Annotated in this window: 25 protein-coding genes; 15 read left to right on the forward strand and 10 right to left on the reverse strand. The window is 71.5% G+C overall.

Going from position 1 to position 25,449, the window contains the following annotated elements:
* Nucleotides 1-136: 136 nt before the first annotated feature.
* The 4 genes from SPR02S_RS02060 to SPR02S_RS02080 form a co-directional block, all read right to left on the reverse strand.
* Nucleotides 137-1,885, reverse strand: a complete 1,749-nt coding sequence (locus SPR02S_RS02060; protein WP_026150129.1) for a VWA domain-containing protein — start codon at nt 1,883-1,885, stop codon at nt 137-139.
* 192 nt (nt 1,886-2,077) lie between these two features.
* Nucleotides 2,078-4,069 (reverse strand): FUSC family protein, encoded by a 1,992-nt coding sequence (locus SPR02S_RS02070; protein WP_019055268.1) that lies wholly within the window; start codon nt 4,067-4,069, stop codon nt 2,078-2,080.
* A gap of 25 nt (nt 4,070-4,094) precedes the next feature.
* Nucleotides 4,095-5,093 carry an endonuclease/exonuclease/phosphatase family protein gene (locus SPR02S_RS02075; protein ID WP_019055269.1) on the reverse strand — a complete coding sequence of 333 codons (999 nt, stop codon included), beginning with the start codon at nt 5,091-5,093 and terminating at the stop codon, nt 4,095-4,097.
* 36 nt (nt 5,094-5,129) lie between these two features.
* Nucleotides 5,130-5,891 carry an alpha/beta fold hydrolase gene (locus SPR02S_RS02080; RefSeq protein WP_026150130.1) on the reverse strand — a complete coding sequence of 254 codons (762 nt, stop codon included), beginning with the start codon at nt 5,889-5,891 and terminating at the stop codon, nt 5,130-5,132.
* Between the two features lie 80 nt (nt 5,892-5,971).
* Here SPR02S_RS02080 and SPR02S_RS02085 point away from each other — a divergent pair, with 80 nt between their 5' ends.
* A complete protein-coding gene (locus SPR02S_RS02085; protein ID WP_019055271.1) occupies nt 5,972-7,333 on the forward strand; it encodes an aminotransferase-like domain-containing protein in 1,362 nt (453 codons plus the stop codon).
* On the opposite strand, the gene SPR02S_RS62795 is transcribed toward SPR02S_RS02085, so the two are convergent.
* On the reverse strand, nt 7,215-8,192 hold the full coding sequence (locus tag SPR02S_RS62795) for a hypothetical protein (protein ID WP_019055272.1): 978 nt from the start codon (nt 8,190-8,192) through the stop codon (nt 7,215-7,217). The two genes, SPR02S_RS02085 and SPR02S_RS62795, sit on opposite strands and share 119 nt — an antisense overlap.
* Before the next feature lie 189 nt (nt 8,193-8,381).
* On the opposite strand from SPR02S_RS62795, the gene SPR02S_RS02095 reads away from it, so the two are divergent.
* Nucleotides 8,382-8,969, forward strand: a complete 588-nt coding sequence (locus SPR02S_RS02095; protein WP_019055273.1) for an SH3 domain-containing protein — start codon at nt 8,382-8,384, stop codon at nt 8,967-8,969.
* A gap of 88 nt (nt 8,970-9,057) precedes the next feature.
* Here SPR02S_RS02095 and SPR02S_RS02100 read toward each other — a convergent pair whose 3' ends face one another.
* Nucleotides 9,058-9,528 carry a hypothetical protein gene (locus tag SPR02S_RS02100; protein WP_019055274.1) on the reverse strand — a complete coding sequence of 157 codons (471 nt, stop codon included), beginning with the start codon at nt 9,526-9,528 and terminating at the stop codon, nt 9,058-9,060.
* 101 nt (nt 9,529-9,629) lie between these two features.
* Between SPR02S_RS02100 and SPR02S_RS02105 the strand changes: the two genes are divergently transcribed.
* From SPR02S_RS02105 to SPR02S_RS66055, 3 genes are all read left to right on the forward strand, one after another.
* The gene (locus SPR02S_RS02105) at nt 9,630-10,265 is read left to right on the forward strand and encodes an NAD(P)-dependent oxidoreductase (RefSeq protein ID WP_019055275.1); all 636 of its coding nucleotides are present in this window, start codon (nt 9,630-9,632) and stop codon (nt 10,263-10,265) included.
* A gap of 46 nt (nt 10,266-10,311) precedes the next feature.
* Nucleotides 10,312-11,496, forward strand: a complete 1,185-nt coding sequence (locus SPR02S_RS02110) for a PP2C family protein-serine/threonine phosphatase (protein WP_019055276.1) — start codon at nt 10,312-10,314, stop codon at nt 11,494-11,496.
* 108 nt (nt 11,497-11,604) lie between these two features.
* Nucleotides 11,605-13,290, forward strand: a complete 1,686-nt coding sequence (locus SPR02S_RS66055; RefSeq protein WP_245607474.1) for a hypothetical protein — start codon at nt 11,605-11,607, stop codon at nt 13,288-13,290.
* A 129-nt stretch (nt 13,291-13,419) separates the two neighbouring features.
* Here the strand turns inward: SPR02S_RS66055 and SPR02S_RS02120 are convergent, their stop codons facing one another.
* The gene (locus SPR02S_RS02120) at nt 13,420-14,034 is read right to left on the reverse strand and encodes a TetR/AcrR family transcriptional regulator C-terminal domain-containing protein (protein ID WP_106436879.1); all 615 of its coding nucleotides are present in this window, start codon (nt 14,032-14,034) and stop codon (nt 13,420-13,422) included.
* A gap of 168 nt (nt 14,035-14,202) precedes the next feature.
* Between SPR02S_RS02120 and SPR02S_RS02125 the strand changes: the two genes are divergently transcribed.
* The 3 genes from SPR02S_RS02125 to SPR02S_RS02135 all read left to right on the forward strand — a co-directional run bounded on the left by SPR02S_RS02125 (nt 14,203) and on the right by SPR02S_RS02135 (nt 17,145).
* Nucleotides 14,203-15,108, forward strand: coding sequence for an alpha/beta hydrolase (locus SPR02S_RS02125; RefSeq protein ID WP_019055279.1), 906 nt, complete (start codon nt 14,203-14,205; stop codon nt 15,106-15,108).
* Nucleotides 15,105-16,649 carry an FAD-dependent monooxygenase gene (locus SPR02S_RS02130; protein ID WP_019055280.1) on the forward strand — a complete coding sequence of 515 codons (1,545 nt, stop codon included), beginning with the start codon at nt 15,105-15,107 and terminating at the stop codon, nt 16,647-16,649. Before SPR02S_RS02125 ends, SPR02S_RS02130 begins: the two co-directional genes overlap by 4 nt.
* Before the next feature lie 88 nt (nt 16,650-16,737).
* The gene (locus tag SPR02S_RS02135) at nt 16,738-17,145 is read left to right on the forward strand and encodes a RidA family protein (protein ID WP_019055281.1); all 408 of its coding nucleotides are present in this window, start codon (nt 16,738-16,740) and stop codon (nt 17,143-17,145) included.
* A 50-nt stretch (nt 17,146-17,195) separates the two neighbouring features.
* Here SPR02S_RS02135 and SPR02S_RS02140 read toward each other — a convergent pair whose 3' ends face one another.
* Nucleotides 17,196-18,440 carry an amidohydrolase gene (locus SPR02S_RS02140; protein WP_019055282.1) on the reverse strand — a complete coding sequence of 415 codons (1,245 nt, stop codon included), beginning with the start codon at nt 18,438-18,440 and terminating at the stop codon, nt 17,196-17,198.
* A gap of 556 nt (nt 18,441-18,996) precedes the next feature.
* Here SPR02S_RS02140 and SPR02S_RS65630 point away from each other — a divergent pair.
* The 3 genes from SPR02S_RS65630 to SPR02S_RS02155 all read left to right on the forward strand — a co-directional run bounded on the left by SPR02S_RS65630 (nt 18,997) and on the right by SPR02S_RS02155 (nt 20,599).
* A complete protein-coding gene (locus SPR02S_RS65630; RefSeq protein WP_019055283.1) occupies nt 18,997-19,131 on the forward strand; it encodes a hypothetical protein in 135 nt (44 codons plus the stop codon).
* A 200-nt stretch (nt 19,132-19,331) separates the two neighbouring features.
* Nucleotides 19,332-19,721, forward strand: a complete 390-nt coding sequence (locus tag SPR02S_RS02150; protein WP_019055284.1) for a WD40 repeat domain-containing protein — start codon at nt 19,332-19,334, stop codon at nt 19,719-19,721.
* Between the two features lie 56 nt (nt 19,722-19,777).
* Entirely contained in the window at nt 19,778-20,599 is an 822-nt protein-coding gene (locus SPR02S_RS02155) for a mechanosensitive ion channel family protein (protein WP_019055285.1), read from the forward strand.
* A 15-nt stretch (nt 20,600-20,614) separates the two neighbouring features.
* Here SPR02S_RS02155 and SPR02S_RS63910 read toward each other — a convergent pair whose 3' ends face one another.
* Both SPR02S_RS63910 and SPR02S_RS02165 read right to left on the reverse strand, forming a co-directional pair.
* Nucleotides 20,615-20,764, reverse strand: a complete 150-nt coding sequence (locus SPR02S_RS63910; RefSeq protein WP_019055286.1) for a hypothetical protein — start codon at nt 20,762-20,764, stop codon at nt 20,615-20,617.
* A 146-nt stretch (nt 20,765-20,910) separates the two neighbouring features.
* Nucleotides 20,911-21,228, reverse strand: a complete 318-nt coding sequence (locus SPR02S_RS02165; RefSeq protein WP_019055287.1) for a DUF6401 family natural product biosynthesis protein — start codon at nt 21,226-21,228, stop codon at nt 20,911-20,913.
* A 113-nt stretch (nt 21,229-21,341) separates the two neighbouring features.
* On the opposite strand from SPR02S_RS02165, the gene SPR02S_RS02170 reads away from it, so the two are divergent.
* The 4 genes from SPR02S_RS02170 to SPR02S_RS02185 all read left to right on the forward strand — a co-directional run bounded on the left by SPR02S_RS02170 (nt 21,342) and on the right by SPR02S_RS02185 (nt 25,437).
* Nucleotides 21,342-22,181 carry a helix-turn-helix domain-containing protein gene (locus SPR02S_RS02170; protein WP_019055288.1) on the forward strand — a complete coding sequence of 280 codons (840 nt, stop codon included), beginning with the start codon at nt 21,342-21,344 and terminating at the stop codon, nt 22,179-22,181.
* A gap of 26 nt (nt 22,182-22,207) precedes the next feature.
* Nucleotides 22,208-23,551 (forward strand): helix-turn-helix domain-containing protein, encoded by a 1,344-nt coding sequence (locus SPR02S_RS02175; RefSeq protein WP_019055289.1) that lies wholly within the window; start codon nt 22,208-22,210, stop codon nt 23,549-23,551.
* A 144-nt stretch (nt 23,552-23,695) separates the two neighbouring features.
* On the forward strand, nt 23,696-24,655 hold the full coding sequence (locus SPR02S_RS02180; protein ID WP_245607479.1) for a permease: 960 nt from the start codon (nt 23,696-23,698) through the stop codon (nt 24,653-24,655).
* On the forward strand, nt 24,652-25,437 hold the full coding sequence (locus tag SPR02S_RS02185; RefSeq protein ID WP_019055291.1) for a TIGR03943 family putative permease subunit: 786 nt from the start codon (nt 24,652-24,654) through the stop codon (nt 25,435-25,437). Before SPR02S_RS02180 ends, SPR02S_RS02185 begins: the two co-directional genes overlap by 4 nt.
* Nucleotides 25,438-25,449 lie beyond the last annotated feature (12 nt).

Raw genomic sequence — 25,449 nt, forward strand, 5'->3', positions numbered from 1 at the left:
TCCGGGTCTTGCGAACGCGTCTTGCGAACCTTGAAATCGTAGCCGACACGGGTGTGCCGCCCGCCTCCCGTTTTACGGGGTGGAAGCGGGCGGCACATGGTCCTGCGGGTACTGCTCCGTGGCTACTGCTCTGTGGTTACGGGCGCCAGTCGATCAGTACGCCGTCGTAGAGCTCCGCGTCCGTGAGCTCCAAGGGGGTCGGGCCTGCGTGGAAGAAGGCCGTGTTGTCGGTCTTCAGCTTGCGGAGGTAGTCGAAGGCCTTGTTCTCGTGGTCGCCGAACGCGACGAACGAGAAGAACACGGAGGCGTGGGACTTCGCGGCGTCCGTGAGGGACTGGGTGGCCGGGGTCTTCGCGTCCGGGGCGCCGTCCGTCTGGAAGACGACGAGGGCGGGGGTGCCGGGGGTGGCGTTCTTGTCGTAGTGCGTGAGTACGGCTTCTACGGCGGCGTGGTAGCTGGTGCGGCCCATGCGGCCGAGGCCGGCGTGGGCCTCGTCGACGGCGTTCTCGGGGGAGGTGTTGGTGAGGTCGGTGGTGCCGTCGACCTCCGTGGAGAAGAAGACGACGTGGACGGTGGGGGTGGGTTCGGGGTCCAGGTGGGTCGCGAGGGCGAGGGCCTGGTCGGCGAGGGCTTGAGCGGAGCCGTCCTTGTAGTACGGGCGCATGCTCGCGGAGCGGTCGAGGACGAGGTAGAGCTTCGCTCGGGTACCGGTGAGGTTGGCCTTGGCGAGGGCGAGCGCGGCGGAACCGGTCCCTACGGCCTCGGCTACGCCCTCGGCCCCGATGGTTTCCCCACCCGCACCGCCCGCGATGCTTTCGTCGTCGGGTGCGGGTGGCCCCTGTGGGGCGTCCTCGCCGTCGGCGGCTGCGGCCACGGTTGTGGCTGTGCCTGCGGCTGAGCCTGTGGTGGCTGCCGCTGCGGCTGCGAGGACAGGTTCGGGAGTGGGCTCGGGGGCGGTGGCTTCTTCGGCCACCGGCTCAGCCGCCTCGGGAGCCGACGGCTCCGCTGCCTCGGCAGTCACTGGCTGCGGCTCGGGGGTGACCTCGGCGACCGGCTCCACCTCGGGCTCGATCTCCGCGACGGGCTCAGCCTCCGCCTCCGGCGTCACCTCGGCCTCAGGCTCAGCTTCCGCGACGGGCTCGACGACCGCTTCCGGCTCGGTCTCCGGCGTTGCCTCGGCGGCCGGCTCTTCCTCCGGGGCCGCTTCCGTGACCGGCTCCACCTCGGGCTCGATCTCCGCGACGGGCTCAGCTTCCGCTTCCGGCGTCACCTCAGCGGCAGGCTCGGCTTCTGCCTCAGGCTCAGCGACCGGCTTGGCGTCAGCCTCCGGCGTTACGTCAGCCGTAGGCGCGACTTCCGCCTCTGCCTCGGCAACAGGCTCGGCTTCCGCGACCGGCTCCGCCTCGGCCTCCGGCGTCACCTCGGCCGCAGGCTCAGGCTCTGCCTCCGTCTTCGCCTCAACAACCGGCTCAGCAACAGCCTCAGTCGTCGGCTCGGCAACCGCCTCGGCAGTCACCTCGGCGGCAGCCACCGGCGCCGGCTCCCGCTCGGCCGCAGCCCCCGTGCCCTCCGCCCCCTCCACCGACGTCGCCGGCTTCGGGACCGTCACGTTGTCGAAGGCCAACGCCACGAGATCGTGCTCGTCGTCCTCCAGGGTGGAGGACGGGCGGGGCTCCGGGACCGTGGCCGTTGCCGAGGGTGACGGCTTCGGGGTCGAGGTGAGGTCGGGTTCTGTGGAGGGGGACGGGACCTTCGCGTCCGGTTCCACCGTCACTGCCGTGGTCGGCTGCTCTTGCGAAGGAGTGCGTTCCGCACTCTCTGTCTCGGCGGCACGCTCCTTGCGTGACCTGCCGAACGCATTCCGCAGGAGAGTGAGAATGCCCATGTGCGCAACCCTTCGCGTGAGTTGAAGCCGTCAATCCCTGGCCAGGACGGACACGTAAGGTTAGCGGCCTCGGACGGCGATCTTAGGCATGGGCAAGGCGCATGAGACGCGTCTCGTCAACACCCCCTGTTTCAGCCACCACTTCGCTCACCCGTTCACCTGCCCGTTCGTGGTGGACGCCACGATGTGATCTCAGTGCGGTGACGCGATCGCCCGGGCCGCCGCCACCTCCTGCCGCAGCGGCTCCAGCACACTCTCCGCCGGGCCCGTGAGATCCGTACGGACCTCGACCAGCACCTCCGACTCGCGTACGCCCTTCGACAACTCCCGCAGTTGGAGTGCCACTTGGGTCACCTCGGCCGGTGATGGTGAGGGTGCTCCGTGTTTCACGCGTACCCTCGCCGCCGTCGTCGCGTCGACGATGCGTTCCACGGCCACGACGAGCGGGAGCCAGCCGGCGGCGAGGCGGCCGGTGGGCGGGGGTTCGGTGAGGGCGCGCTGGAACTCCGTACGGATGACGGACAGGTCGCGGTAGAGGCGGCGGCGCATGCGGGCACGGGCCGCCGGGTCCACCTCCGCACCAGCACCAGCACCAGCACCGACAGCGACAGTGCCAGCGTCCGACCTACCGAACGCCGACTCCACATACGTCGCCGTGTCCGCCACCGCCTCCGCCAACCGGTCCCCCACCCTCGTGTGCCAGCTCTCCGGCCAGAGGAGATAACCGGCCACCAGCGCGATCCCGCAGCCGATCAGCGAGTCCACCAGGCGGGGGAGCAGCAGTGCCGTGCCCTGGTGGTTCAGGACGTCGGAGAGGAGCAGGATCACCGGGGTGATCGCCATGGTCTGGTAGCCGTAGCCGCGGGGGGTGAGGGCCGGGATCAGGGGGGCCAGGAGGAGCAGGACCAGGACGTCCCACCAGCCCCTCGGGACCGCCGACAGCACCGCCGCCGCGATCACCAGCCCCGCCACCGTGCCCAGCGCGCGCAGCAGTGCCCGGGAGAAGACCGAGCCGAAGTCGGGCTTCAGGACGAAGGTGATCGTCAGCGCGACCCAGTACGAGCGCGCTACGGGGACCGTCGAGACCAGGATCTGCGCCAGGCCGATGCAGACCGCCAGGCGTAGGCCGTAGCGCCAGGAACCGGAGGAGAGGAGGACGTTGCGCGCCGCTCTCGCCGCCCTGATGCGGAGTGCCGCCGGGCGGCCCAGGCGGTCGTCGATGCCCCTCGGGTCCAGGTCCGGGGCCGTGACCACCTCCGCCGCGTGGCGCAGGGCGTGGTCGATCGCGCGGGTCGTCTCGCCGGTGGGGGCGGGGAGGGCGAGGCCTATCGGGCCGGTGTAGCCGGTTTCCACGGCCTGGGCGAGGTGGCGGACCGTCTCGCGGATCTGGGGCGGTAGCGGTTGGCCGGACTGGTGGACGGCCGGGGCTGCCTCCACCACCGGGGTGATCGCGTTCAACTGGGCCAGCAGGCGGGTGAGTTCGGGGCTGCGGCCGTGGTGGCGGGCTCGGCGGGCCAGGACCAGGTCGTACGACTGGTTCAGGGACTGGGTGACTGCCTGGCGGGCCGCGTCGTAGGCCGCAGTCGGGTCGTCGCCGCAGGTCGCGAGGAGGTCGGCGACGGTGCGGTAGGTCTTCGCGACCGCCGATCGTTCCGGGATTCCGGAGCGCAACGGCCAGGCGAGGAGGGCGAGGAGGAGGACCAGGAGGCCGCCGCCCGACATCAGCAGGGGGGCCAGCCACCATGCGCCGGGGAGTGGGAGTCCCGCGCCGATCACCGAGTTGAGGAGCAGCAGCAGGCCCGATACGGAGGCCACCGCGCCGATCGTCGAGATCATCCCGGAGACCAGCGCGATGCCGGTGAGCGTGGCGACGGCGTACCAGCCGTGGCCGTAGACCGCCGCGCCGAGCGTGACACCGACGGCGCCGAAGAACTGGGGGATCGCGATGTTCAGGATCCGCATGCGGTAGGCGTCGGCGGTGTCGCCGATGACGCCGGAGAGGGCGCCCATGGAGGCGAGGGCGCCGTAGGCCGTGTGCCCGGTGGCCAGGCCGATGGCGAGGGGGAGGGCCATCGCCACGGCGGCGCGGGCGATGGCCGGGCGGTTGAGGGGGGCCTGCTGGGGTTGGAGGTTCCTCACCAGCCAGTCGGGGGGTGTGAGGCCGATGGGGAACTCGCGGGACATGCGCCCATTATGGGCAGCCCCCGGGTTATTCGTGCTGGTGGAGCGTGACGTCGACCAGTAGCGCGCGGTGGTCGGTGTCGGCCAGGTCGAGGAAGCGGGCGCTGTTCGCGGTGAAGTCCGGGGAGAGGAGGACGTGGTCGATCTGGGTGCCGAAGGTGGGGGCGAACCGCTCGGGCCAGCTGGGAGTGCGAGGGTGACCGGCCATGCGGGCCGCGTCGCGCACGCCGGTGTCCAGGATGTGGCGGAAGGCCGCGTGGTCCTGGGAGGAGTTGAAGTCTCCGGCCAGGATCGTGGGGGTGGTCGAATCCGCGGCGGCGAAGGTTCGGAGCCTGCCCAGTTCGCGGCGCCAGAGACCGACCTGGTTCGGCAACGGGGGCATGGGGTGCGCCAGTTGGAGCCGTACGGCGTGGCCGTCCACGTCGGCCACCGCGCCCGGCATGCCCATCGTGCCCGTGACGCCCTTCGTGCCCTTGAGCGGGAAGCGGCTCAGGATGACCGACCCGTGCGAACCGGCCGCCGCCACCGCCTGCCGGTACGGGAACTCGGTGCCGAAGTCCCGTCGCAGCGTGGCCTGGCAGGTGTACTCGCACTCCTCCACGAACACCACGTCCGGCCGCTCCCGCCGGATCACCGGCACCAGGGAGCCCGTCCCCCGCCCGAACTCCACGTTCGAGGTCAGCACGCGGAACTCGGCGATCACCGGGCCGCTCGGGTCCCCGCTCTTCCCGTACGGCTCGATGAACCACGCCAGCAGGCCCAGCAGCGCGACGCCCCACACCAGGCCCAGCCGCCAGCGGGTGGCGAGGGAGAGGAGCAGTCCGATGCCGGTCGGGGCCAGCAACCAGGGGAAGAACGCGAGGAGTTGGGGGACGGGAGTGATGGCGTCCGTGTCCGCCGTGCGGCAGCCTACGACCACGCTCACCGCGGTGAAGAGGAGCCCCGCGCACCATCGCCAGAAACGGCGCGCGCGGTGGCGCTCGGGTACGAAGTCGGCGGCGGTCCACTCGGTGGTCGCGGTGCCCAAGGGGTTACCTTCCGCCGGTGGACGCAGATGCCCGAATCATCCCACGTGTGCCAGGAACTCCCCCAGGATCTCGTTGAACTCCTCGGGGCGTTCGAGGTTCGGCAGATGGGCCGCGCCCTCGATCACACGGAGCGTGGAGTCGGGGAGCGCCGCGTGCATCGCCTCCGCGTCGGAGACCGGGGTGTAGGTGTCGTCGGCGCCCACGACCACCAGGGCCGGGACCGTCACCCGGGTCAACAGGTCACGGTGGTCGGGGCGTTGGGCACGGGCGCGCAGGGCCGCCGCCGCGCCCTCGGGGCGCGTGTCCGTCATCATGCGGTGGACATGCGCCTTGACCCGAGGGTCCGCGTACGGCGCCACCATCCGCTCCAGGACCTCGTCGGCGTAGCCGCGCATGCCCTCCCGCAGGAGGCGGTCGGCCGTCGTGTTCCGGGTGCGGGCGGCCTCCGGAGTGTCCGCCGCCGGGAAGGTGTCGGCGAGGACCAGACCCCGGACGCGGTCGGGGAACCGGGCGTAGCAGTCCATCGCGATCTGGCCGCCCATCGACAGGCCGGCCAGCACGAACGTCTCCACCCGCTCCTTGTCCAGCAGGGCCTCGATGTCGGTGGCGAAGTCCGAGAAGCCGGTGACACCGGGGGTCGAGGGGGAGCCGCCGTAGCCGCGCAGGTCGGGGGCGAGGACCCGGCGGGCGGGGGAGAACGCCTCGATCTGCGGGGCCCACATCGTGTGGTCGAAGGGGTGGCCGTGGATCAGAACAAGAGGGGCAAGGGGTGTATTGGAGGGCGTATGGGGTGGCATGTGATCGACCCTAGATCCGCTCAACTCCTCGGTGCAATAAGATCTTTGCCCTCGGTGCAATGTGGAGAGGGGGAGGGTGAGTGGGCGACTATCGGCGCATCGCCGACCGTGTCGCGGGTGATATCGCCTCGGGACGGCTCCGGCCTGGTCAACAGCTGCCCCCGCAGCGGGTGTTCGCCCGGCAGCGCGGGATCGCCGGGTCGACCGCCGGGCGGGTCTACGCCGAACTCGTGCGCCGGGGGCTGGTGGTGGGGGAGGTCGGGCGCGGGACCTTCGTGCGGGCCGCGGCGGCGGGGCCGTACGGGCAGGCGATCGTCGAGGCGGCGACCTCGGCGCCGGTGAACCTGGAGCTCAACTACCCTTCCGCGCCGGGTCAGTCGGAGTTGCTGGCCCCGGCTCTCGCGCCGCTGCTCCGTCCCGATGTGCTGGCCGAGGCGCTGCGGCCGGCCCCGGCGACGGGTACGGCGGTCGCTCGGGAAGCGGTGGCCGAGCTGCTGGCCACGCCCGCCTGGCGTCCCCACCCCGAGCGCATCCTCTTCAGCGGCAATGCCCGGCAGGCCATCGCCGCGACCCTCGCCTCCCTCGTCCGGCCGGGCGGGCGGGTCGGGGTCGAGCCGTTGACGTATCCGCTGGTCAGGGAGATCGCGGGGCGGCTCGGGGTGACGCTGGTCGCGTTGGCGGCGGACGGGGGCGGGCTGCGTCCGGAGTCGGTGCGGGCCGCGCATCGCACCGCTCCCCTCTCCGCGCTCTATCTCCAGCCGACGCTCCACAATCCGACCTCCGTGACGACGAGTGAGGCGCGGAAGCGGGAAATCGCCGATGTGGTGCGGGAGTTGGGGCTGCCCGTCGTCGAGGACCGGATCTGGTCCTTCCTTCATCCGGACTCCCCCGCGCCGCTCGCCGCCTATGCGCCCGGTCTCGTGCATGTCGTCGACGGGCTGTCGAAGCGGGTCGCGCCGGGGCTCACCGTCGGGTTTCTCGTCGTGCCGGAGGGGCGGGTCGAGGCCGTGGGGGCTGCCGTCCGGTCGGGTGGGTGGAGTGCGGGGCGGTTCGCGTTGGAGGCGGGGGTGCGGTGGATGGGGGACGGGACCGTGGGGCGGCTGGTCGCCGCCAAGCGGGCGGACGCGGCGGCCCGACAGCGGCTGGTGGGTGAGGAGTTGGGCGGTTTCTCCGTACGGGCCGATCCGCTCACCTACTACGCCTGGTGGGAGTTGCCCGCGCCCTGGCGGGCCGACACCTTCACGGCCGCCGCGGCGGCGCACGGGATCGCCGTCACGCCGGGAACCGCCTTCAGCGTCGATCCGAAGGTGACCCCGGACGCGGTCAGACTTGGGCTCGCGTCGGCTGCTGTGCCCGATCTGCGGCGGGCGTTGCGGACGCTCGCCTCTCTCGCAGGAGGCGTAGGAGCAGGAACTCCCGTACGGGGCGGGCGTATCGGGTGAGCCAGGCCAGCGCGGCCACGGTGAGGCCCACGCCCAGCAGGAGCCAGGCGACCTTGCGCAGGGTCGCGGTCAGGGCGTCGTAGATCGCGCCGCCCGCCGCGCCGGAGAGCTCGGCCGGCAGGTCGGCGACGGTGAAGTGGCGGCCGATCGCGAGCGCGAGGCCGAGCAGCGCGCCGCCGAGGGCCGTGCCGAGCGCGGTCGCGGTGATCGCGCGGCGGCGGCGCACGGCGACGGCGATACCGGTGACGGCGAAGACGGCGGCGGCCACGGGAAGCCAGAAACCGGCGACCTCGAGCACGTGGAACTCCCTCCGGAGCGGGCCCAGTTCACCGGCCGGGAGAAGCTCGACCCGGGTGTGCTGGACGGGGATGTTGTTCGCCAACGAGACGTTCTCGTGGGCGAGTTGGTGTTTGACGCTGGCGGTGACGGGGGCGAGGTCGACGGTGACCGTGCCGGGCTGTCCCTCGTCCTGGAGGGCGTGCAGGACGGCTTCGTGGGTGACCCGGTTGCCCTCGTCCCAGGCCACGCGGAAGGCCTCGGTCTTGGTGAACGAGCGGACCGCGTCGTGTACGAACGGCGCCATCACGCCCTGGGTCGCGCTCATCCGGACCCCGCCGACCCTGGCCCCGCCGATCTGGACCCCGCCCACCTGGATCTCGCGCAGGATGCCCGCGCCGACGGTGTCCGCGATCACGTTCCGTACGTCCGGGTTCGCGGCGAGGGGCGCCATCGTCGTGACGTAGCGGCCGGAGTCGGTCAGGCCGTACGCCGCCCAGGCCGCCAGCGCGCCGAAGGGCGTGAGGAAGCAGGAGAGGGCGACGAGTACGGCCGACAGGGCGCTCCGGAGACGTGGGGGCACCTCCTCAGGACACGGCCGGGGGGCGTCGTATGCGAGCGGGTCGAGGTTTTTTGACTGCATATGGGTCAAATGTCAAACCTGATGGGTGGGGGTGGTCCCGGAACCCTTGGCGGAACCGGGGAGTCCGCTCTCCGGTGGAGGCTTCACCCGAACGGGTGTTTCCTGGAGCTGGGGAGAAGGAGGCCGAACATGCGCACCACTCCGGCCCTGCGGACTCTGGCCGCGGCCCTGTTCACCGGTGGCACCCTCGCCGTCGCGGCGGCGGGCACCACGGCGGTGGCAGCACCGTCAGCACCGGCCGCACCGTCTACGTACGCCGAAGGACATGGCGGTGGCGGCGGTGGCGGCAGTCCGATCTGGGGCACCATCGTGTCCCGCACGGATCTGAACGTGCGGGAGTCGCCCACCACCCGTTCCCCTGTCGTCGACTCGCTCTCACCGGGCAGTCAGGACCGCGTCCAATGCGTGGTCAGGGGACAGAGCGTCAACGGAAATCCCGACTGGTACTGGCTCGTCGGCGCGCAGGCCTGGGCCAGCGCCGCGTTCGTCGACACCGGCGGCCAGGGCGTGCCGTCCTGCTCGGACCCGTGTCCGGGGTGGCGCGACGGCGGCGGCAACAACTCGGGCAACTCCAACTGGAACAACGACCCGAACTGGAACGACAACAACTCCTCGTGGAGCACCTCGGCCTCCGGGTCGTGGAGCGCCTCGGGCTCGTGGAGCTGGAGCTCCTCCGGTTCGTCGAGCGGCGGCGGCATCTGGAACTGGGCGCCGTAGAGCGGTCGTAGCGAAGGGATCGTGGGGAACGGCGTGGGCCCCGGCACCAACTCGGTGCCGGGGCCCACGTGTTGCTGTCCGTGTCTGGTCAGCGGATGCGGTTGCCCTCTCCGTCCTCGCGTGTGTAGTAGCGGTAGAAGAAGACGAGGAAGACGGCCGCCGTGGTCGCGAGACCGAGGGCCGCGGAGCGCAGCACGCTCTCGCCGGTCTGGCTGTAGAGGAAGCCGAGTGCCGCGCCCGCGAAGCCGGACTTGACCAGCGAGTGCAGTTCGCGCTTCAGCAGCGGGGCGAACCGCGCCACCGCCAGGCACAGCACGATGAACGCGAGCGCCGTGACGAAGCCGAACAGGAGGTTCCAGCCGGTGATGGGGCCGCCGCCGCGACGGTTGGCCGCCGCCCAGTAGCCGTAGACGAGTCCCAGGACGACCGGGATGCCGACCTTCGCCACGCGGTGGACGCGGGCGTCGAAGATGTCGGGCAGATTGCTGGTGAATCCGCCCCGGCCGGTGGTGTTGCCCGGGCCGGTCATTCCGCCGGGCGTGGGTGCCGCATGAGCCATGAGAGCACTCCTCTCTCTCCCCGTACTACCAATGCACACCCCGGCGGAGGCGGTGGCAAGTCGGCGTGCGGCCCGGGTTGCCCCGTGTTTCGCTGGGGCGCATGAAGCTCGTACTCTTCGGCGCCACCGGCATGGTCGGCAGCCGGATCGCGACGGAGGCGTCGGCCCGCGGCCACCAGGTCCTGGCGGTCAGCCGCTCCGGCCAGTCGCCGGTCCCCGGGGTCACCGCCACGGCGGCCGACGCGACGGACCCGGAGAAGGTGGCCCAGCTGGCGCGCGGCGCCGACGCGGTGGCCTCGGCGTGCGTACCGCCGCGCGACGGCAGCGATCCGCGCGGACCGTTCCTCGCCCTGAACGAGGCGCTCGTGGCGGGTGTCCGTGCGGCCGGTGTCGGGCGGCTGCTGGTCGTGGGCGGCGCCGGCGGTCTGGAGGTCGCCCCAGGGCAGGCCCTCAGCGACCAGCCCGGTTTCCCCGAGGCCTACCTCCCGGAAGCCCACGCGCACCGCGACGTCCTCGCCTACTACCGCACCCTCGACCTCCTCGACTGGACCTACGTCTCCCCCGCCGCCGAGATCGCCCCGGGCACCCGTACCGGCCGCTTCCGCGTGGGCGGGGACCAGTTCATGACCGATGACCAGGGCCGCAGCCTCATCAGCGCCGAGGACTACGCGGTCGCGTTCGTCGACGAACTGGAGCAGGACGCCCACCCGCGCGCCCGGATGTCGGTCGCGTACTGATGTCCGGCGCAGACTGACGGCTGTGAGCGGCCGCGGACACAGACCGGTGCGCCATGGCGACCTCGGGCGCTCCCCGCTCGGCGCCGGGCTGCCGCGCGCCGGGGACTCCGACGCGATCCGCCGTCAGCACCTCCTGCGGGTGCGCGGGCGCAGCGTCGCCTGGGTGCCGCCGCTGCTGGTGCTCGTCAGCATCCTGCTCGTCGACTGGTACACCGGCGGTGAGTTCCGGACCGTCTCGTGGATCGTGCTCGTGCCCGGGATCGCCGCGGCGATCTGCGGGGTGCGCGGCACAGCCGTGTTCGCGGTGCTGGGACTGGCGACCTACGTCCTCGCCGACCACGCCTGGCCGCGCCAGTACCAGACCGGGCTGCCCGACTTCATCCTCGTCGGGGTCGGCGGCGCGCTCGCCGTGCTGGCCTGCGCGGTCCGGGTGCGCGGCGAGCGTCGCATGCTGCACATGCGGGATGTCGCCGAGACCACCCGGCGCACGCTGCTGCGCCCGCTGCCGCCGGGCTGGGGCGGCCTCGACCACGCGGCCGTCTACCTTGCCGCGGACGCCGTGGCCCGTGTCGGCGGCGACTTCTACGACATCCAGCCCGGCCCGCACGGCACCCGCGCCCTCGTCGGTGACGTCCAGGGCAAGGGGCTCGGCGCGGTGGAGGCGGCGGCCGCGCTGCTCGGTACGTTCCGTGAGGCGGGGTACCACGAGCGGGAGCTCGCGACGGTCGCCGCGCGGCTGGAGACCCGGATCCACCGGCACGGGCTGCATCTCGCGGCCCTCGACCCCGAGGACGACGACCGTATCGACCGGTTCGCGACCGCCGTCCTGTTGAGCTTCCCCACCGCCGAACCGGACACCGTCGAGGTCGTCAACTTCGGTCACGAACCCCCGTTGGTGGTCGGTCCGTTCGGCGTACGGTCGCTGCCGCCCGGGCACGGACTTCCGCTCGGGCTGGGCGAGTTGGCCCACATGGACGGGCCGCCGCCGACACTCCGGATCACGCTCGCGCCCGGTGAGACCCTCCTCGTCGTCACGGACGGCGTGACGGAGGCGCGGGACGGGGCGGGCGTCTTCTACCCGCTCAAGTCCCGCGTGACGGAAGGCGTTTCGGCCGATCCGCGGCTCGCCGAACCGTCCCGCCTCGTCGCCTACGTCCGCGACGGCACGCTGCGCCACAGCGGCGGACATCTCGCCGACGACACCACGATCTTCGCGGTACGGCGGATGTGACATCACCCTTTGCAGCAGCAGAGGTTGAGCAGAGGTTACGGTGCTCAGGTATGAAGTGAATGACGTGGTTGTTGTGTTCGCTGTGTTCGACGGTTCGGGGGAGGGCGTATGCCTGGAACGGTGCTGCTGCTCGCGGCCTCGCCGGTGGGCAGGGGGCGCCTGGTGGACGCGGCGTCCGTGCTGCCCGTCCTCGCGGCCGTCGCCCCCGGTGTGCTGTCCGGCACGGAGACCGCCAACGTTGTCGAACTCGCCGACCCGTTGGAGCCGCAGGCTGTCCTGACCCGGCTGCGGGCCGCCGCGACAGCGCCGGGTCCGTTGACCGTGTTCATCACCGGGCAACTCCAACTCGACCGGAAACAGCACCTTCCGCACCTGGCGCTGGCGCGTACGACTCCGGCGACCGTCCGGTACACCGGGTTTCCGTGGGCCTGGGTCCGGGAGGAGTTGCGGTTGCGGGCACCGGGGACGACGACGTTGCTGCTCGACCTCCATGCCGACGCGGAGACCTGGCAGTGGCTGCGCGTCCATCCACTCGACTCGGGCCGCACGAACGCGGTTTACGGTCGCATCGCACCGCCGCCTGCTCGGCGGGGGGTGGCTGTGCCGTCGTACATGAAGGCGGTCGCGACGATTCTGCGCAGCGGGTGGCGTCCGCCGGTTGAGGAGTTGCATCAGCAGGCGTTGGGGCGGCTGGGGGCGGAGGGGTACGCGGATGTGCTGTTGTCCGCGCCGGGGGGTGCCGCGCCAGTTGTTGCCGTACAGGGTGTCGGTGTGCCGGGTGTTGGTGCGCTGGGTGTTGCCGTACCGGGTGTGGGTGCGTCGGGCGTTGGTGCGTCGGGTGTTGCCGTACCGGCTTTTGCCGCGCCGGGTGTTGGTGCGGGCGTCCCTGGGGGCTCCGCCCCCAGACCCCCATCGGCCCTGAAGGGGCCTCGTCCTCAAACGCCGGACGGGCTGGATTTTGCCGGCGTGAGTGGAAAGAGCGTGCCGCGAGGGCAGGAGGGTGCGGGCCTGAGTGGGAAAAGTGCCGCTCAGGGCGAGGTCAGTGAGCTGCGGAGCCAGGGCAGTGCGCCGCGGGGCCCGGAGGATGCACGGCGAAGCCAAGACGGCGTGCCGCAAGCCCCGGAGGGTGCAGGGCGAAGCCGGAACAGCGCGGCGCCAGGCCAGGAGGACGCAGCGCCAAGCCAGGAAGGTGCGCCACCAACCCAGGTAGGTGCGCGGCGAAGCCAATATGGCGCCCCGCCGAGCGCCGACAACGCCCCGACAAGCCAATATGGCGCCCCGTCAAAACCCCACAACGCCCCCACAAGCCACGACAATGCCGCGCCAAACCCCGACAGCGCCCCGCCAAACCCCGACAGCGCCCCGCCAAACCCCGACAACGACCCGCACATCGCCGTCGCCTCCGCCGCGCAAGCCGGGCGTCATCTCGATGCCGATGCCCTTGCCGCCGAGCACGAGCAGGCCGCCGTACGGGCGCACGGGCGGGGTTCCGAAGAAGCGCTGCACTGGATCGAAGTGCGGGCCGATCTGGCGATGTTGGCCGGGGATCCGGTGCGCAGTTGCCGGGCCTGGCTCGCGGTGGCGGTCGCGCGGCTGGCGGTGGGGCAGGCGCCGGGTACGGCGGCCGTCGAGGCGGCTGTGGACCGGGCTCATCATCAGTGGGGGCAGATCCACGACCCCGCTCCCGCCCGTGAACTCGGCCTCACACTCGCCGAGTTGAGGAGCCGGGTGCCAGGTCGCCGTGCGGGTGCGCTGGATCATGTACGGAAGCAGCTGCTCGAACTTCAGTCGTAGGGCTGGGCCCATCTACCGCCTGGCCAACGCTCACCGGGGACTCGCGCGGGCGGGTGCGCTGGATCATGTGCGGAAGCAGCTGCTCGAACTTCAGTCGTAGGGCTGGGCCCATCTACCGCCTGGCAGCGCTCACTCGGTGTCCGTTCGGGCCAACTCCACCCGCAGGGCCGTCATTTGCATGTCCAGTGCGAACTCGAAGCGTTCGTCGAAGGTGCCGGCGATGACGTAGGCGGAGGCCTTGCGCAGGGCCGGGAACGCGTCGTCGTCGAAGGCCAGTACGGGGTCGGGGGCGTCGGCGGACTGGGCCTGCTGTTCCTGGGTGATGCCCAGGATCAGGTAGAACACGGTCCAGTTCGCCCAGGCCGCTGTCCGGGGTGGGAAACCCGCGTCCAGCAGGGTCTGGATCATCGTGTCGCCCAGGCGGTACGTGTTGATCTCCGTGGTCGCGATTCCTGAGAGCAGGCGTGCTCCGTCGCGGTGGGCCAGGAGGGCTCGCCGGCTCCAGTGGGCGAGGGCGCGGAAGCGGTCGTCCCACTGCGTGGGGAGGTCGGTGACGTCCAGTCCCGCGAGGATGGCGTCCGACATGAGGACGAGCAGTCGCTGCTTGTTCTCCACGTGCCATCGGACGGTGTTGTGCTGCACGCCCAGCCGGTCCGCGACGGCCCGCATGGTCACCTTGTCCAGGCCCTGCTCGTCGAGCACGTCGACTGCCGCATCGACGACCTCCGCACGGCTGATGCCCATGGTGCCTTCCTCCATCCTCCGTGACTGCTCTTGTCCGGTGGCCAACAATATCGGCGAACGCTCTTGTCCACTGGACAAGTGGGCGATACCGTTCAGTGCCCGAGAGGTGAGGAGTGGGCTGTGTTCCTGGATCCTGAGTTTCTTCCTGTTTATGAGTCCCTGCCGGAGATGGACGTTTTCGCCGATGTGCCGGGGGCCCGCGTGGCGCTGCTCGCGGCCAGCGGTGATGGCAAGTCGGACGGCGAGGTGAACGTCGAGGACCGTGAGGTCGTCGTGGAGGGCGTGGAGGGCGCGGAGGGCGCGGAGGGGCACACGCTGGGCCTGCGGGTCTACACCCCCGTTTCCAGGAGCGACGCCCCGCTGCCCGTCGCGGTCTGGATCCACGGGGGCGGGTTCGTCCTCGGCGGGCCCAACGCGGAGGACGCCACCTGTCGGCGGCTGGTCGCGGAGCTGGGTATCGCCATCGTCGCCCCGGACTACCGGCTCGCCCCGGAGCATCCCTACCCCGCCGCGTTCGACGACTGCTACGCCGCGCTGCGCTGGGTCGTCGACGAAGCGGACGCCCTGGGAGTCGACGTAGCGAGGCTGGCATTGGGCGGGCACTCCGCCGGTGCCGCCCTGGTGGCGGCTGTGGCGCTTGCCGCCCGTGATCGGCAGGGGCCGCGCATCAGGTACCTCCACCTCGGATATCCGGTTCTCGACGACCGTCTGGAGACCGAATCGGCCCGGGCCGTCACCGATCCGAAACTCTTCAACCGGCAAGGGGCGGCGGCCGGTTGGGAGTTCTACCTCCAGGGGAGCGATCCGGAGGCCGGTTACGCCGTGCCGGGCCGGGCGAAGGACCTGAGGGATCTGCCGGCCAGCTACATCCTGGTCGACGGGGTCGATCCGGCACGGGACGAGGCGCTGGAGTTCGCCGCCCGGCTGAGCGCGGCCGGCAACTCCGTCGAACTCCACCTCGTACCCGGCGTACCGCACATGTTCGACGTCCTGGCCCCGGGCATCCGCGCCAGCCGCCGGGCCGTAGCGGCCTGGACTTCCGCGTTCGCCCACGGGATCGGAGCGTCACGATGACGATGAATCAGCAGGTCGTCATCGCGGGAGCAGGGCCCGTCGGGCTCTGGCTGGCCGCGGAGCTGCGGCTCGCCGGCATCACGGTCACCGTCCTGGAGCCGCGCCCGGAGCGCGATCCGAACTCCAAGGCGCTCACCGTCCACCCCCGCACCATCGAGCTGCTCGCCTCCCGCGGCCTGGAGCAGCCCTTCCTCGAAGAGGGCCTGCACATCCCCAGCGGGCACTTCGCGGTCCTCGACAGCCGGCTCGACTTCGGCCTGCTGGAGACCGACTTCCCGTTCACCCTGGCGCTGCTCCAGAGCCGTACCGAGGAACTGTTCGAGATCCAGGCCCGGGCGGCCGGCGCGGACATCCGCCGCGGCCACCGCGTCACCGGTCTGACCGAGACCCCCGACTCGGTCACCGTGCACATCGAGGGCCCCGACGGCCCGTACGACGAGGAAGCGCTCTACGTCGCCGGCTGCGACGGCACCCGCAGCACGGTCCGCACGAGCGCCCAAATCCCGTACCCGGGCGATGACTTCACCGTGCTGGGCTTCCTCGGTGACGTCGTCCTGGACGAGCCCCCGCCCGGTGTGGCGTTCAGCAGGACCGGCATCGACGGCCTCCTGATGATCGTCGCGCTGCCGGGCGGCCTGCACCGCATCGTGGGCACCGTGCCCTCCGACGTCCGCACCGACTGGCCCGGCGACCTCACCCTGGAGGAACTGCGGGCGAACGTCCGGCAGGTCACCGGTACCGACTTCGGTCTGCACTCGCCTACCTGGCTGTCCCGCTACAGCAACACCAGCCGCCAGGCGGAGAGTTACGTCAAGGGCCGGGTGGTGCTCGCCGGTGACGCCGCCCACCAGCACATGCCCGCGGGCGGGGTGGGGCTCAACGTCGGCGTCCAGGACGCCACCAACCTCGGCTGGAAACTCGCGGCCACCATCCAGGGCCGGGCGCCGGCCGGCCTGCTCGACACGTACCACGACGAGCGCCACCCGGTCGGCGCCGACCTGCTGGAACACACCGCCGCCCAGACGGCCCTGCTCTCCGCGTTCACCCCCGACGGCCAGCGACTGCGTTCACTGCTCAGCAAACTCGTCGCCGAGCAGCCGGAGCTGAGTCGGACCCTGGGCGAGCGCCTGTCCGGGCTGCACGTCGCCTACGACGCCCCCACCGCCGACGCCCACCCGCTCACCGGCCGACGGGCGCCGAACCTCACCTTCACCGACGGCGGCGACACCGTGTTCGCCCTGCTGCGGACCGGTCGCTACGTCCTGCTCGACCTGCGCGGCCTCCGCGACGACCGCGACGACCGGGGAACGTCCCTGGCCACCGCCGAGGACGGCACCTTGGTCGGCTCCTTGGCCGGTCCCTTCGTCACCCGCACCGGCACGCTCACCGGGGACCACGCCCCATGGGCGCACGTCAGCGCCGCGCTCATCCGCCCCGACGGGCATGTGGCCTGGGCGACCGAGGAGGACGACCCCGGAAAGCTCGCGGCCGTCACCCGCGGGGCCCTCGACCGGGCCGCGCTCACCGGCGCCGACTGCTAATGGTCCCGACCACCAGCGGTCGCGACCACCGACGGTCCCGACCGCACCGGCTCAACTCGCCCTCTCCTCAACGCCCTTGGGAGTACACATGTCCGCGGAAATGATCAACCCCCCGACGCTCGCCCCGCCCGTGATGAACCTCTACACGCAGGTCGTCGCCGCGACCGGCACCCGGTTCGTGGCCATCGCCGGGCAGGTCGCCATCGACACCGAGGGGCAGCTCGTCGGCCCCGGCGACTTCGCGGCCCAGGCCGAACAGGTCTTCCGCAACCTCAGGGCCGCCCTCGAAGCGGCCGGCGCCACCCCGGCGGACCTGATCAAGATGACGATCCATGTCGTGGGCCACCGCCCCGAGATGATCGACACGGTCTTCACGGCCGGCAGCAAGGCCTTCGACGGCGAGTGGCCGCTCCCGGCCAGCACGTACCTCGGCGTCGAGGCGCTCGGCCTGCCGGAATGGCTCATAGAGGTCGACGGCTACGCGGTCATCGCCTGACGCGGAGCCACCCCGGCGGACTCTGGACTCTGGCTGGTTCACCACTCCGGCTAGTTCACCGTCAGGATCTCCAACGCGCCCGACACCAGGGTCCGTACCCCCGGTACGACCGTCACCAGGTCGGGTGCGAAGTTGGGGCTGTGGTTGCTGGGGACCGCGTGGAACTTCTCCATCAGGTCCGTGCCGGGCGCCGCGTCCCACACCTCCGCCGGGGTGCTCGTCACGAACCAGTAGGAGTACGGCACCCCGTCCGGGACGAGGCGGGGGAAGTCCTCGCTGCCCGTCGCCGGGCCGGGGTCGAAGACCGTGCCCGCGCCGAGGACCTCGGTGTGCACGGCGCCGATCCGGCGGTCGGTGTCCGCGTCGTTGACCATCGTGGGCAGGCTGGTGCCGATGGTCACCTCGGGCTCGCGCGGGCAGCCCGCGGCGAGGCACTCGCCGGACGCGATACGGCGGATCGCGGCGATCATCCGCTCCCGCACGTCGTCGGACTGGGTGCGCAGGTTGAGGGAGATCCGGGCCTCGGTCGGGATGATGTTGTGCCGGGTGCCCGCCTCGATACGGCCCACGGTCAGGACCGCGGAGTCACGGGCGGCGATCTCCCGGGAGACGACCGTCTGAAGGCGGGTGACCAGGTACGCGGCGGTGACGACCGGGTCGACCGTCGCCTCGGGGCGGGAACCGTGGCCGCCGAGGCCGTGGACGACGATGTCGATGTCCGTCGAGGCCGACATGATCAGGCCGGGCACGTGCGGGTAGAACCCGGCGGGACCCGGCGCCGCGTGCTGGGCGAGCAGCACGTCCGGGCGCGGGACGCGCTCGTACAGGCCGTCGGCCACCATCGCCGCCGCGCCCGAACCCGTCTCCTCCGCGGGCTGGCCCACCAGCACCAGCGTCCCCGACCAGGTGTCCCGCCCGGCGGCCAGCGCCTGCGCGGCACCGGTCAGCCAGGTCACGTGCAGGTCGTGCCCGCAGGCGTGCATCACACCGGGGACCGAGGAGGAGTACGACAGCCCGGTCTCCTCCCGCACCGGCAGCGCGTCCATGTCGGCGCGCAGCAGCACGGTCGGGCCGTCGCCGTTGCGCAGCACTCCGGCGACGCCGGTGCCGCCGATGCCCTCGACGGTGTCGTAGCCCGCCTTGGCGAGGCGCTCGGCGAGCTTCGCGGCGGTGCGGTGTTCGCCACCGGACAGCTCGGGGTGGCGGTGCAGGTCCCGGTAGAAGTCCTCCAGGTCGGGGACCGGGAGGTCGGCGGTGAGGTCAAGTGCGGTGCGCGCGGCGGGGGATGAGGTCACGGGGGCAGCGTATGCGGGGCGGGTGTGAAGGAGCCCGGGCGGCCGGGGGCGTGGTGCGGGGACGGGACCGCTCACGATCGGGTTCCAGTCGTCCGGTGTGGGAGATGCCACGACCGGGACGTGAGACCGGAGTACTGCTCGGTACACCCTTCTGACCAGGGCGATCGATCCCGAATGGGGCGGGGGAGCCGTTCGGCGTCACCCATCCTTCATCTCGGGGCAACCCCCGGCGGGTGCTCGCCGACGGCGGCCGCACGCTGCTCGGCGCGTCCGGCCGTACCTGGCGTACCTGGGACGTGACCACCCACCGCGCCATCGGCTCGGGCCGGGTGCCCGGTGGCACGGGCACCCGGGCACCCGGGCACCCGGTGGCACGGTCACCGACGCCGACCCCTCCGCGCACGTCCTCGAAGTCACCGAGGACGACGGCGCGCTGCGGCTGTGGAACACGGCCACCCGGCGCTGGACCGCCGGCTCCACCCCGCACGACCCCGGTGACATCCACTTCACCGCCGACCTCGCCCGACCGACCGTCCCCGCCGACACCCTGCCCCTGATGGCGTTCGGCCCGGCCGGCACCCGGTTCCCGTACGGCGTCTCGGCGCCGGGCCGCAGCGTGGTGGCGCAGCCGTTCGGGGTGTGGGACGTGACGCACCGGCGGGCCCTGGCTGCGCTCGACCTGCCCGGCTGAGCGGTCGTCGCGGTCACGCTCGGGCCGGACGGCGGACACGCCCTCCACGCCGTCCGCACCACCGCCCTCGGCGAACTCGCCGACGAGACCTGGGACTTCGCGCGCGGGCACCGGACCGCGGTCCTCACCGGCGTCAACGGCGTCACCGGCAGCCACCTCGCCGTCCGCCCGGACGGGGGCTGCTGGTCGGCGAGGGGCGGGTGGCCGCGCTGCCCTCGGGCCGGTCCACCGGGCACGACCTGGTGCAGGGCGGCCAGATCGGCGCGCTCGCCTTCGGCGCCGACGGCTCCACCCTCGCGGTCGGCGGTGCGGGCGACAGCCTGCAGCTCTGGGCCGTGGCCACCCAACAGCCGCTCAGCAGCGCCCCGTTGACGACCCCGGGCAAGGCGATCACCTCGCTGGCCTTCAGCCCGGGCGGCAGCACGGTGTACGCGGGCAGCGCCCATGTCCCGCTCCAGCGGACGTACGTGCCGGACGCGCCGGACGCGCCGTACCGCCGCGTCTGCCGAGCCGGATGCCTCTCCTCAGGATGCTTCTCACCCGTACGGCCCAGTCCACGCGGCCGCTCCGCCACGCCGCTGATCCACTGATGAACAACAAAGGGGGCCGGTAGACCCACTAGGACCCACCGAAGGAAGTGCCGCTCATGGCTGTCCCTGCATCCAACCTGGCCATCAACTTCACCCAGGGACTGAACGACGCCTGGTCGAAGGTCGCGCAGTTCGTGCCCAAACTCGTCGGTTTCCTGGTCGTCCTGGCCATCGGCTGGTTCGTGTCGAAGATGATCGCCCGCGTCCTGGACCGGGTGCTGCGCAAGGTCGGCTCGGAGAAACTCTCCGAACGGGCCGGTACGGCACGGATGTTGCGGGACTCCAAGTACGACATGACCGGCATCGTCTGCAAGATCGTGTACTACGCGCTGATGCTGATCACCTTGCAGCTCGCGCTCGGCGTCTTCGGCGCCAACCCGGTCAGCACGATGATCAACGGCATCGTCGCCTGGCTCCCGCGCGGCATCGTCGCGGTCGTCCTGGTCGTCGTCGCGATGGCCATCGCCAACGCGGTCCGCGGGATCGTCGGCAGCGCCCTCTCCTCGATGGCGTACGGCAGGATGCTCGCGACCCTCGTCTGGGCCTGCATCGTGGCGCTCGGTGTGATCGCGGCCCTCGGCCAGGCGGGCATCGCGACCTCGGTCACCCAGCCGGTGCTCTACGCGGCCCTCGCGACCGCGGCCGGCATCCTGATCGTCGGCGTCGGCGGCGGCATGATCGGCCCGATGCGCCAGCGCATGGAACGCATGCTGACGGCGGCGGAACGCGAGACCACCAACGCCAAGGGCAGCCTCACGGCCTACCAGGCGGGCCGCGACGACGCGATGGCCAACCAGCCGGTGCGCGAGCGGACGGACATGGGCACGGACATGGGGACCGACGGACGACGGGACATGCCGGGGTCGTCGGGCATGTGACCGGAGCGGGTAGCTCTACCGGGCCACGTGGAGATGCAGCACCCGCGTGGCCTGGTGGGCCGGACGGGTCTCGGCCGCTTTGGCCGGGCTCGCGGCGGCCGCTCCGATCAGGGCGGCGACAGCGATGACGGCGGCGCAGAATCCTCTGACGTAACGCGCGGACATACCAACCTCGCAACGACAGTGACAGCGACAGTGAGAGCAACGGTGACAGCAACGAGTTAAGCACGCTTAATGCGTGCCTAACTTAGAGGGTGGGAGTGGGCAACGGGAAGGGTTTCAAGGGGAGTTGAGCCATCGGAAACCCTTTTTCAGTCACCCCGGCGCTGCTCCGGCAGCAGGCCGTGCCGGTGGATCAGCCAGCTGATGGCGGTCAGTCTGCACACCGCGTAGTCGTGCCCGACCGGCTCCCGCCAGTCCAGCTCTGCGAGCGCGTCCAGGAAGCCGAGCGCGTAGTCCGTGAGGTCGGCGTGGTCCGGGGGCGGCGGTACGAGGTCGGGGCCGGCCGCCGACAGGCGTTCGCGCAGTTCAGCCACGTGCTGGTCCACCGCGGCCGTGAAGGCAGGCTCGAAGGCGAACTCCGCGAAGCGGGGCCCGTACGCGCTGCTGATCTTGGCCAAAGGGGACATTTCTTCACCGTACGGCAGGCGGGTGCGGGTGGGTTACGTGATTCCAGTCACCGGAATACCACGGAGTGATTACGCTCGGCGACAGGCCGTAACTACTCGGAGGTGGCTGTCGCATGGTCCACGTTCGCCAACTCGACCCGAGCGCGTCCCCGTTGGACTACTTCGGCTTCGAGGCGCGCCGCCTGCGCGAGGCGGCGGGGATGACGCTGGAGCAGCTCGGCAAGGTGATCTATTGCACGGGCTCGCTGATCGGACAGGTCGAGACGGCCTCGAAGGTCCCGAGCCGGGTCTTCGCCGAGGCCCTCGACGCGGCGTTCATGACGGACGGCTTCTTCAGCCGCCTGCTCGGCCTGGTGCTGCGCAGCCAGCTGCCGAACTGGTTCCAGCCCTACGCCGAGATGGAGGCGAAGGCCGCCTTCATCTCCACATACCAGTGCCAGGTGGTCTACGGCCTGCTCCAGACCCCGGAGTACGCGGCGGCGCTGGTGGCCGTCGACCACCCGGACAAGGTCGAGGAACTGGTCGCGGCGCGCATGGAGCGCCAGCGCATCCTGGAGCGGACCCGGCCGCCCGCGGTGTGGGTGATCCTCGACGAGGCCGTGCTGCTCCGCGAGGTCGGCGGCCGTGAGGTCATGCGCGGCCAGCTCGCCCGGCTGCTGACCTACCGGGACCACCCCTGGGTGAACATCCAGGTGCTGCCGTTCACCGCGGGCGTCCACACCGGGATGGTCGGCTCCTTCAACCTCTTACGCTTCGACGCCGACCCCGACATCTACTACTCCGAGAGCTACGACCGGGCGCACATGACCGCCGACCCCGAGGTCATCAGGGAGCGTTCGGTCAAATACGCCCGCCTGCAGGCCGACGCCCTCCCGGTGGAGGAGTCGTACGACCTGATCGCGGACCTTCATCAACTCACTTCCCGTGTAACTGAGTTACCGGCCAGTCCGTAACTCGGCTTACTGGCATGATTAATCGCATGGTGAGACGGGACGACCCGGAAGTCATCGGGCGCAGGGTCCAGCAGTTGCGGCACGAACGCGGGCTAACCCAGCGGCAGTTGGCCGAGCCCGCCTACACACCCGCGTACATCTCCACGCTGGAGGCCGGCCGGGTCCGCCCCTCCGACGACGCGCTGCGGCACCTCGCCGACCGACTCGGCGTCGCCTACGACGAGTTGGCGACCGGCCGCCCCGCCCATCTCGCCACCGAACTGCGGCTGCGCCTGACCGAGGCCCAACGCACCCTGGCCACAGGGGAGTCGGAGGAGGCCGCCGAGCAGTACGCCGATCTCCTTGCGGAAGCGGAGTCGCTCGGGCTGGCCGACGAGGAGGCCGTGGCACTGCTCGGGCTCGGCGAGTGCGGCCTCGACACCGGTGACCTCACCGCCGCCCGCCTGCACTTCGAGCGCGCCGAGCAACGCCTGGCCGACGAGCCGCTCCCCTCCCGCGTGCCCGCCATCCGGGGCCGTGCGGTCGCCCACTACCTCACCGGTGAACTCCGTTATGCCGTCTACCTGTTGGAGTCCACCCTCGACGAACTGAACCGCGGCGGCCTGCACGACCCCGACGCCCTGCTCCTCCTCTACGCGAGCGCGATAGGGCCGTACATGGACATGGGCGCGCACGCGAGGGCGGCCCAGGCAGCCGAGTTGGCGCTGGCCCTCGCGCCGCAGGTCGCGGACCCGGCGCTGCTCGCGCGGATGCACCGCTCGGTGGCGCGTACGCTGATCGCCGAGGGCAAGGTCGCGGAGGCGGACGCCTCGCTCGTGAAGGCCGCCGATCTGTACCGGCAGCTCCAGTTCCGCACCGAACTCGCCAACTGCCACTGGATGCGCGGCTACGTCTACGCCCAGGACGGCGAACTGGAGCGCGCCGAGGTCGAGTTGAGACAGGCGCTGGCCATGCTGACGGCGAAGCGCGCGGCCCTCTACAGCAGCCAGGTCGCCGTCGAACTCGCCGACGTACTGCACAAACGCGGCAAGTCCGACGAGGCCGCCGCCCTCCTCCACGACGTCCTCAGCGACCTCAGCTCCGAACGCGGCGCCCTGCACTCCGCCGCCGCGCACCGCCTCCTCGGCATCATCGCCGAGGACGCCCGCGACACCGACGCGGCCGAGGAGCACTACGTCCGCGCCCTCAGCCTGCTGGAACGCGCGGGCGCGGCCGGCGACCTGGCCGACCTGTGCCGCATGCTCGGCGACCTGCTCCGCCGCACCGGCCGGGTGGAAGCGGCCCTGGACGCCTACCGCACCGGCCTCGGCCACCGCACCGCCCCCGGCACGACGACCCTGGGCCCGGCCCCCGCACAGCCTCCTCTTTGACAAATCGGGGATACCGCACAGCGCCGACGGTTACCGTGCGACGGAAGAGCCGAGGCGTAGTAGTGCGAAACGGGATGAGACAGGCGCGTGCGCGTGCAGAACGAACGGACCGTGGTCGACGGCCTGCGCCTGGCCGTACGCGCCATGGTCTACGCGGTCGTTGGCGGCGCGGCGCTCCTGGCCATCGCCACGGTCGTCTCCGTCCTCGGCCCGATGCTCGCGCTCGACCTCTACACCCCGGCCGTGGCCGCCTGGTGGACCGTCTTCACGGCGGTGGCGGTGCAGGGCGTGCCGTTCCTGCTGTTGGGCACGGTGGTGTCGGCGGCGATCGGCGCGTTCGTCCCCGAGCGGGTGTTCACCAAGCTCCTCCCTCGCAACCAGGCCCTCGCGGTCCCCATCGCGGGCGCGGCGGGAGTGGTCCTCCCCGGCTGTGAATGCGCGTCGGTACCGGTGGCCAGCAGCCTGATGCGGCGGGGGGTCGCTCCGGCGGCGGCCCTCGCCTTCCTCCTGTCGGCCCCGGCGATCAACCCGGTTGTCCTGGTGGCGACTTCGATCGCGTTCCCGGGTCAGCCGAAGATGGTGCTGGGCCGCCTGATCGCGTCCCTCGCGACGGCCGTGGTGATGGGCTGGCTCTGGGCGAGATTCGGCCGCGAGGAGTGGCTACGCCTCCCGAAGCGCACACACACCGCCGCGTCCTCGCCCACGGGCGTGAAGGCCTTCGTCGCCGGGTTGCAGCACGACTTCCTGCACGCGGGCGGCTTCCTGGTGCTGGGCGCGGCAGCGGCGGCGACCTTCAACATCGCCGTACCGCGCTCGATCCTGGACATCTTCACGGGTTCGTCCTGGCTGTCGCTCCTGCTGCTGGCCTTCCTGGCGGTGGTGCTGTGCGTGTGCAGCGAGGCGGACGCGTTCGTCGCGGCTTCGCTGAGCGGCTTCTCGCCGGCGGCGAAGCTGGCGTTCATGGTGGTGGGCCCGATGGTCGACCTGAAGCTGATCGCCTTGCAGGCGGGCACGTTCGGCCGCGCCTTCGCGTTCCGCTTCTCTTCGGCGACATGGCTGGTGGCGGTGGTCAGCAGCACGCTGGTGGGTTGGTGGTTGTTGTGAGGCGCTACGGCTCGGCGGTCCTGCTGTTGTTGGTGGGCGGGGCGGTGCTGCGGATCTCGCTCTTCAGCGAGCTGTATCTGCGGTACGTGCAGGCGGCGTTGCGGCCGTATCTGGTGATATCGGGTTCGCTGTTGATCCTGCTGGGCCTGGTGGCGGCGGTCAGGGGCATGCGGCAGCGGGACCACGAGGAGCACGACGACCACGAGGAGCACGGGGAGCACGGGGAAGAGGAAGAGGGGGAGGAAGCGGAGCACGACCATGGGCACTCCCACTCCCACGGCGGCCCCCGCATCGCCTGGCTGTTGACCCTTCCCGCCCTCGCCCTGCTCCTCTTCCCGCCCCCGGCACTCGGCTCGTACAGCGCGTCGCGCGAGGAGGCGCAGCGGGCGGCGCAAGGCGTGGGCACCTTCTCCGCCCTCCCCGCCGGGAAGGTGCTGGACATCTCGGTGGCCCAGTACAGCTCGCGGGCGATCTACGACACCGGCCACTCCCTCAAGGGCCGCACCCTCCGCATGACCGGCTTCGTGACCCACGGCTCCGACGGCACCTGGTACGTCACCCGCCTCCTGGTCACCTGCTGCGCGGCCGACGCGACGATCAGCAAGGTCGAGATCCGGGGCGACGAAGCCGACGGCGCTCCCCAGACGGACAGTTGGGTCACGGTCACCGGCACGTGGGTCCCCAAGGGCAGGCTCGGTACGGACGGGGCGTGGCCGCCGGTACTCAAGGCGGCTCAGGTCGAGCAGGTCAAGGAACCGGCGGATCCGTACGACAAGCGGTGACTTGTTCTGATG

This window comes from Streptomyces prunicolor NBRC 13075 (assembly GCF_000367365.1).
Lineage (GTDB): Bacteria > Actinomycetota > Actinomycetes > Streptomycetales > Streptomycetaceae > Streptomyces > Streptomyces prunicolor.

Excerpts from the sequence above, each read along its gene's own strand:
- SPR02S_RS02060 (WP_026150129.1), bottom strand. The coding sequence starts at position 1,885 with ATGGGCATTCTCACTCTCCTGCGGAATGCGTTCGGCAGGTCACGCAAG.
- SPR02S_RS02070 (WP_019055268.1), bottom strand. The coding sequence starts at position 4,069 with ATGTCCCGCGAGTTCCCCATCGGCCTCACACCCCCCGACTGGCTGGTG.
- SPR02S_RS02080 (WP_026150130.1), bottom strand. The coding sequence starts at position 5,891 with ATGCCACCCCATACGCCCTCCAATACACCCCTTGCCCCTCTTGTTCTG.
- SPR02S_RS02095 (WP_019055273.1), top strand. The coding sequence starts at position 8,382 with ATGCGCACCACTCCGGCCCTGCGGACTCTGGCCGCGGCCCTGTTCACC.
- SPR02S_RS02100 (WP_019055274.1), bottom strand. The coding sequence starts at position 9,528 with ATGGCTCATGCGGCACCCACGCCCGGCGGAATGACCGGCCCGGGCAAC.
- SPR02S_RS02105 (WP_019055275.1), top strand. The coding sequence starts at position 9,630 with ATGAAGCTCGTACTCTTCGGCGCCACCGGCATGGTCGGCAGCCGGATC.
- SPR02S_RS66055 (WP_245607474.1), top strand. The coding sequence starts at position 11,605 with ATGCCTGGAACGGTGCTGCTGCTCGCGGCCTCGCCGGTGGGCAGGGGG.
- SPR02S_RS02120 (WP_106436879.1), bottom strand. The coding sequence starts at position 14,034 with ATGGGCATCAGCCGTGCGGAGGTCGTCGATGCGGCAGTCGACGTGCTC.
- SPR02S_RS02125 (WP_019055279.1), top strand. The coding sequence starts at position 14,203 with ATGGACGTTTTCGCCGATGTGCCGGGGGCCCGCGTGGCGCTGCTCGCG.
- SPR02S_RS02130 (WP_019055280.1), top strand. The coding sequence starts at position 15,105 with ATGACGATGAATCAGCAGGTCGTCATCGCGGGAGCAGGGCCCGTCGGG.
- SPR02S_RS02135 (WP_019055281.1), top strand. The coding sequence starts at position 16,738 with ATGTCCGCGGAAATGATCAACCCCCCGACGCTCGCCCCGCCCGTGATG.
- SPR02S_RS65630 (WP_019055283.1), top strand. The coding sequence starts at position 18,997 with ATGGCGTTCGGCCCGGCCGGCACCCGGTTCCCGTACGGCGTCTCGGCG.
- SPR02S_RS02155 (WP_019055285.1), top strand. The coding sequence starts at position 19,778 with ATGGCTGTCCCTGCATCCAACCTGGCCATCAACTTCACCCAGGGACTG.
- SPR02S_RS63910 (WP_019055286.1), bottom strand. The coding sequence starts at position 20,764 with ATGTCCGCGCGTTACGTCAGAGGATTCTGCGCCGCCGTCATCGCTGTC.
- SPR02S_RS02165 (WP_019055287.1), bottom strand. The coding sequence starts at position 21,228 with ATGTCCCCTTTGGCCAAGATCAGCAGCGCGTACGGGCCCCGCTTCGCG.
- SPR02S_RS02170 (WP_019055288.1), top strand. The coding sequence starts at position 21,342 with ATGGTCCACGTTCGCCAACTCGACCCGAGCGCGTCCCCGTTGGACTAC.
- SPR02S_RS02175 (WP_019055289.1), top strand. The coding sequence starts at position 22,208 with ATGGTGAGACGGGACGACCCGGAAGTCATCGGGCGCAGGGTCCAGCAG.
- SPR02S_RS02180 (WP_245607479.1), top strand. The coding sequence starts at position 23,696 with ATGGTCTACGCGGTCGTTGGCGGCGCGGCGCTCCTGGCCATCGCCACG.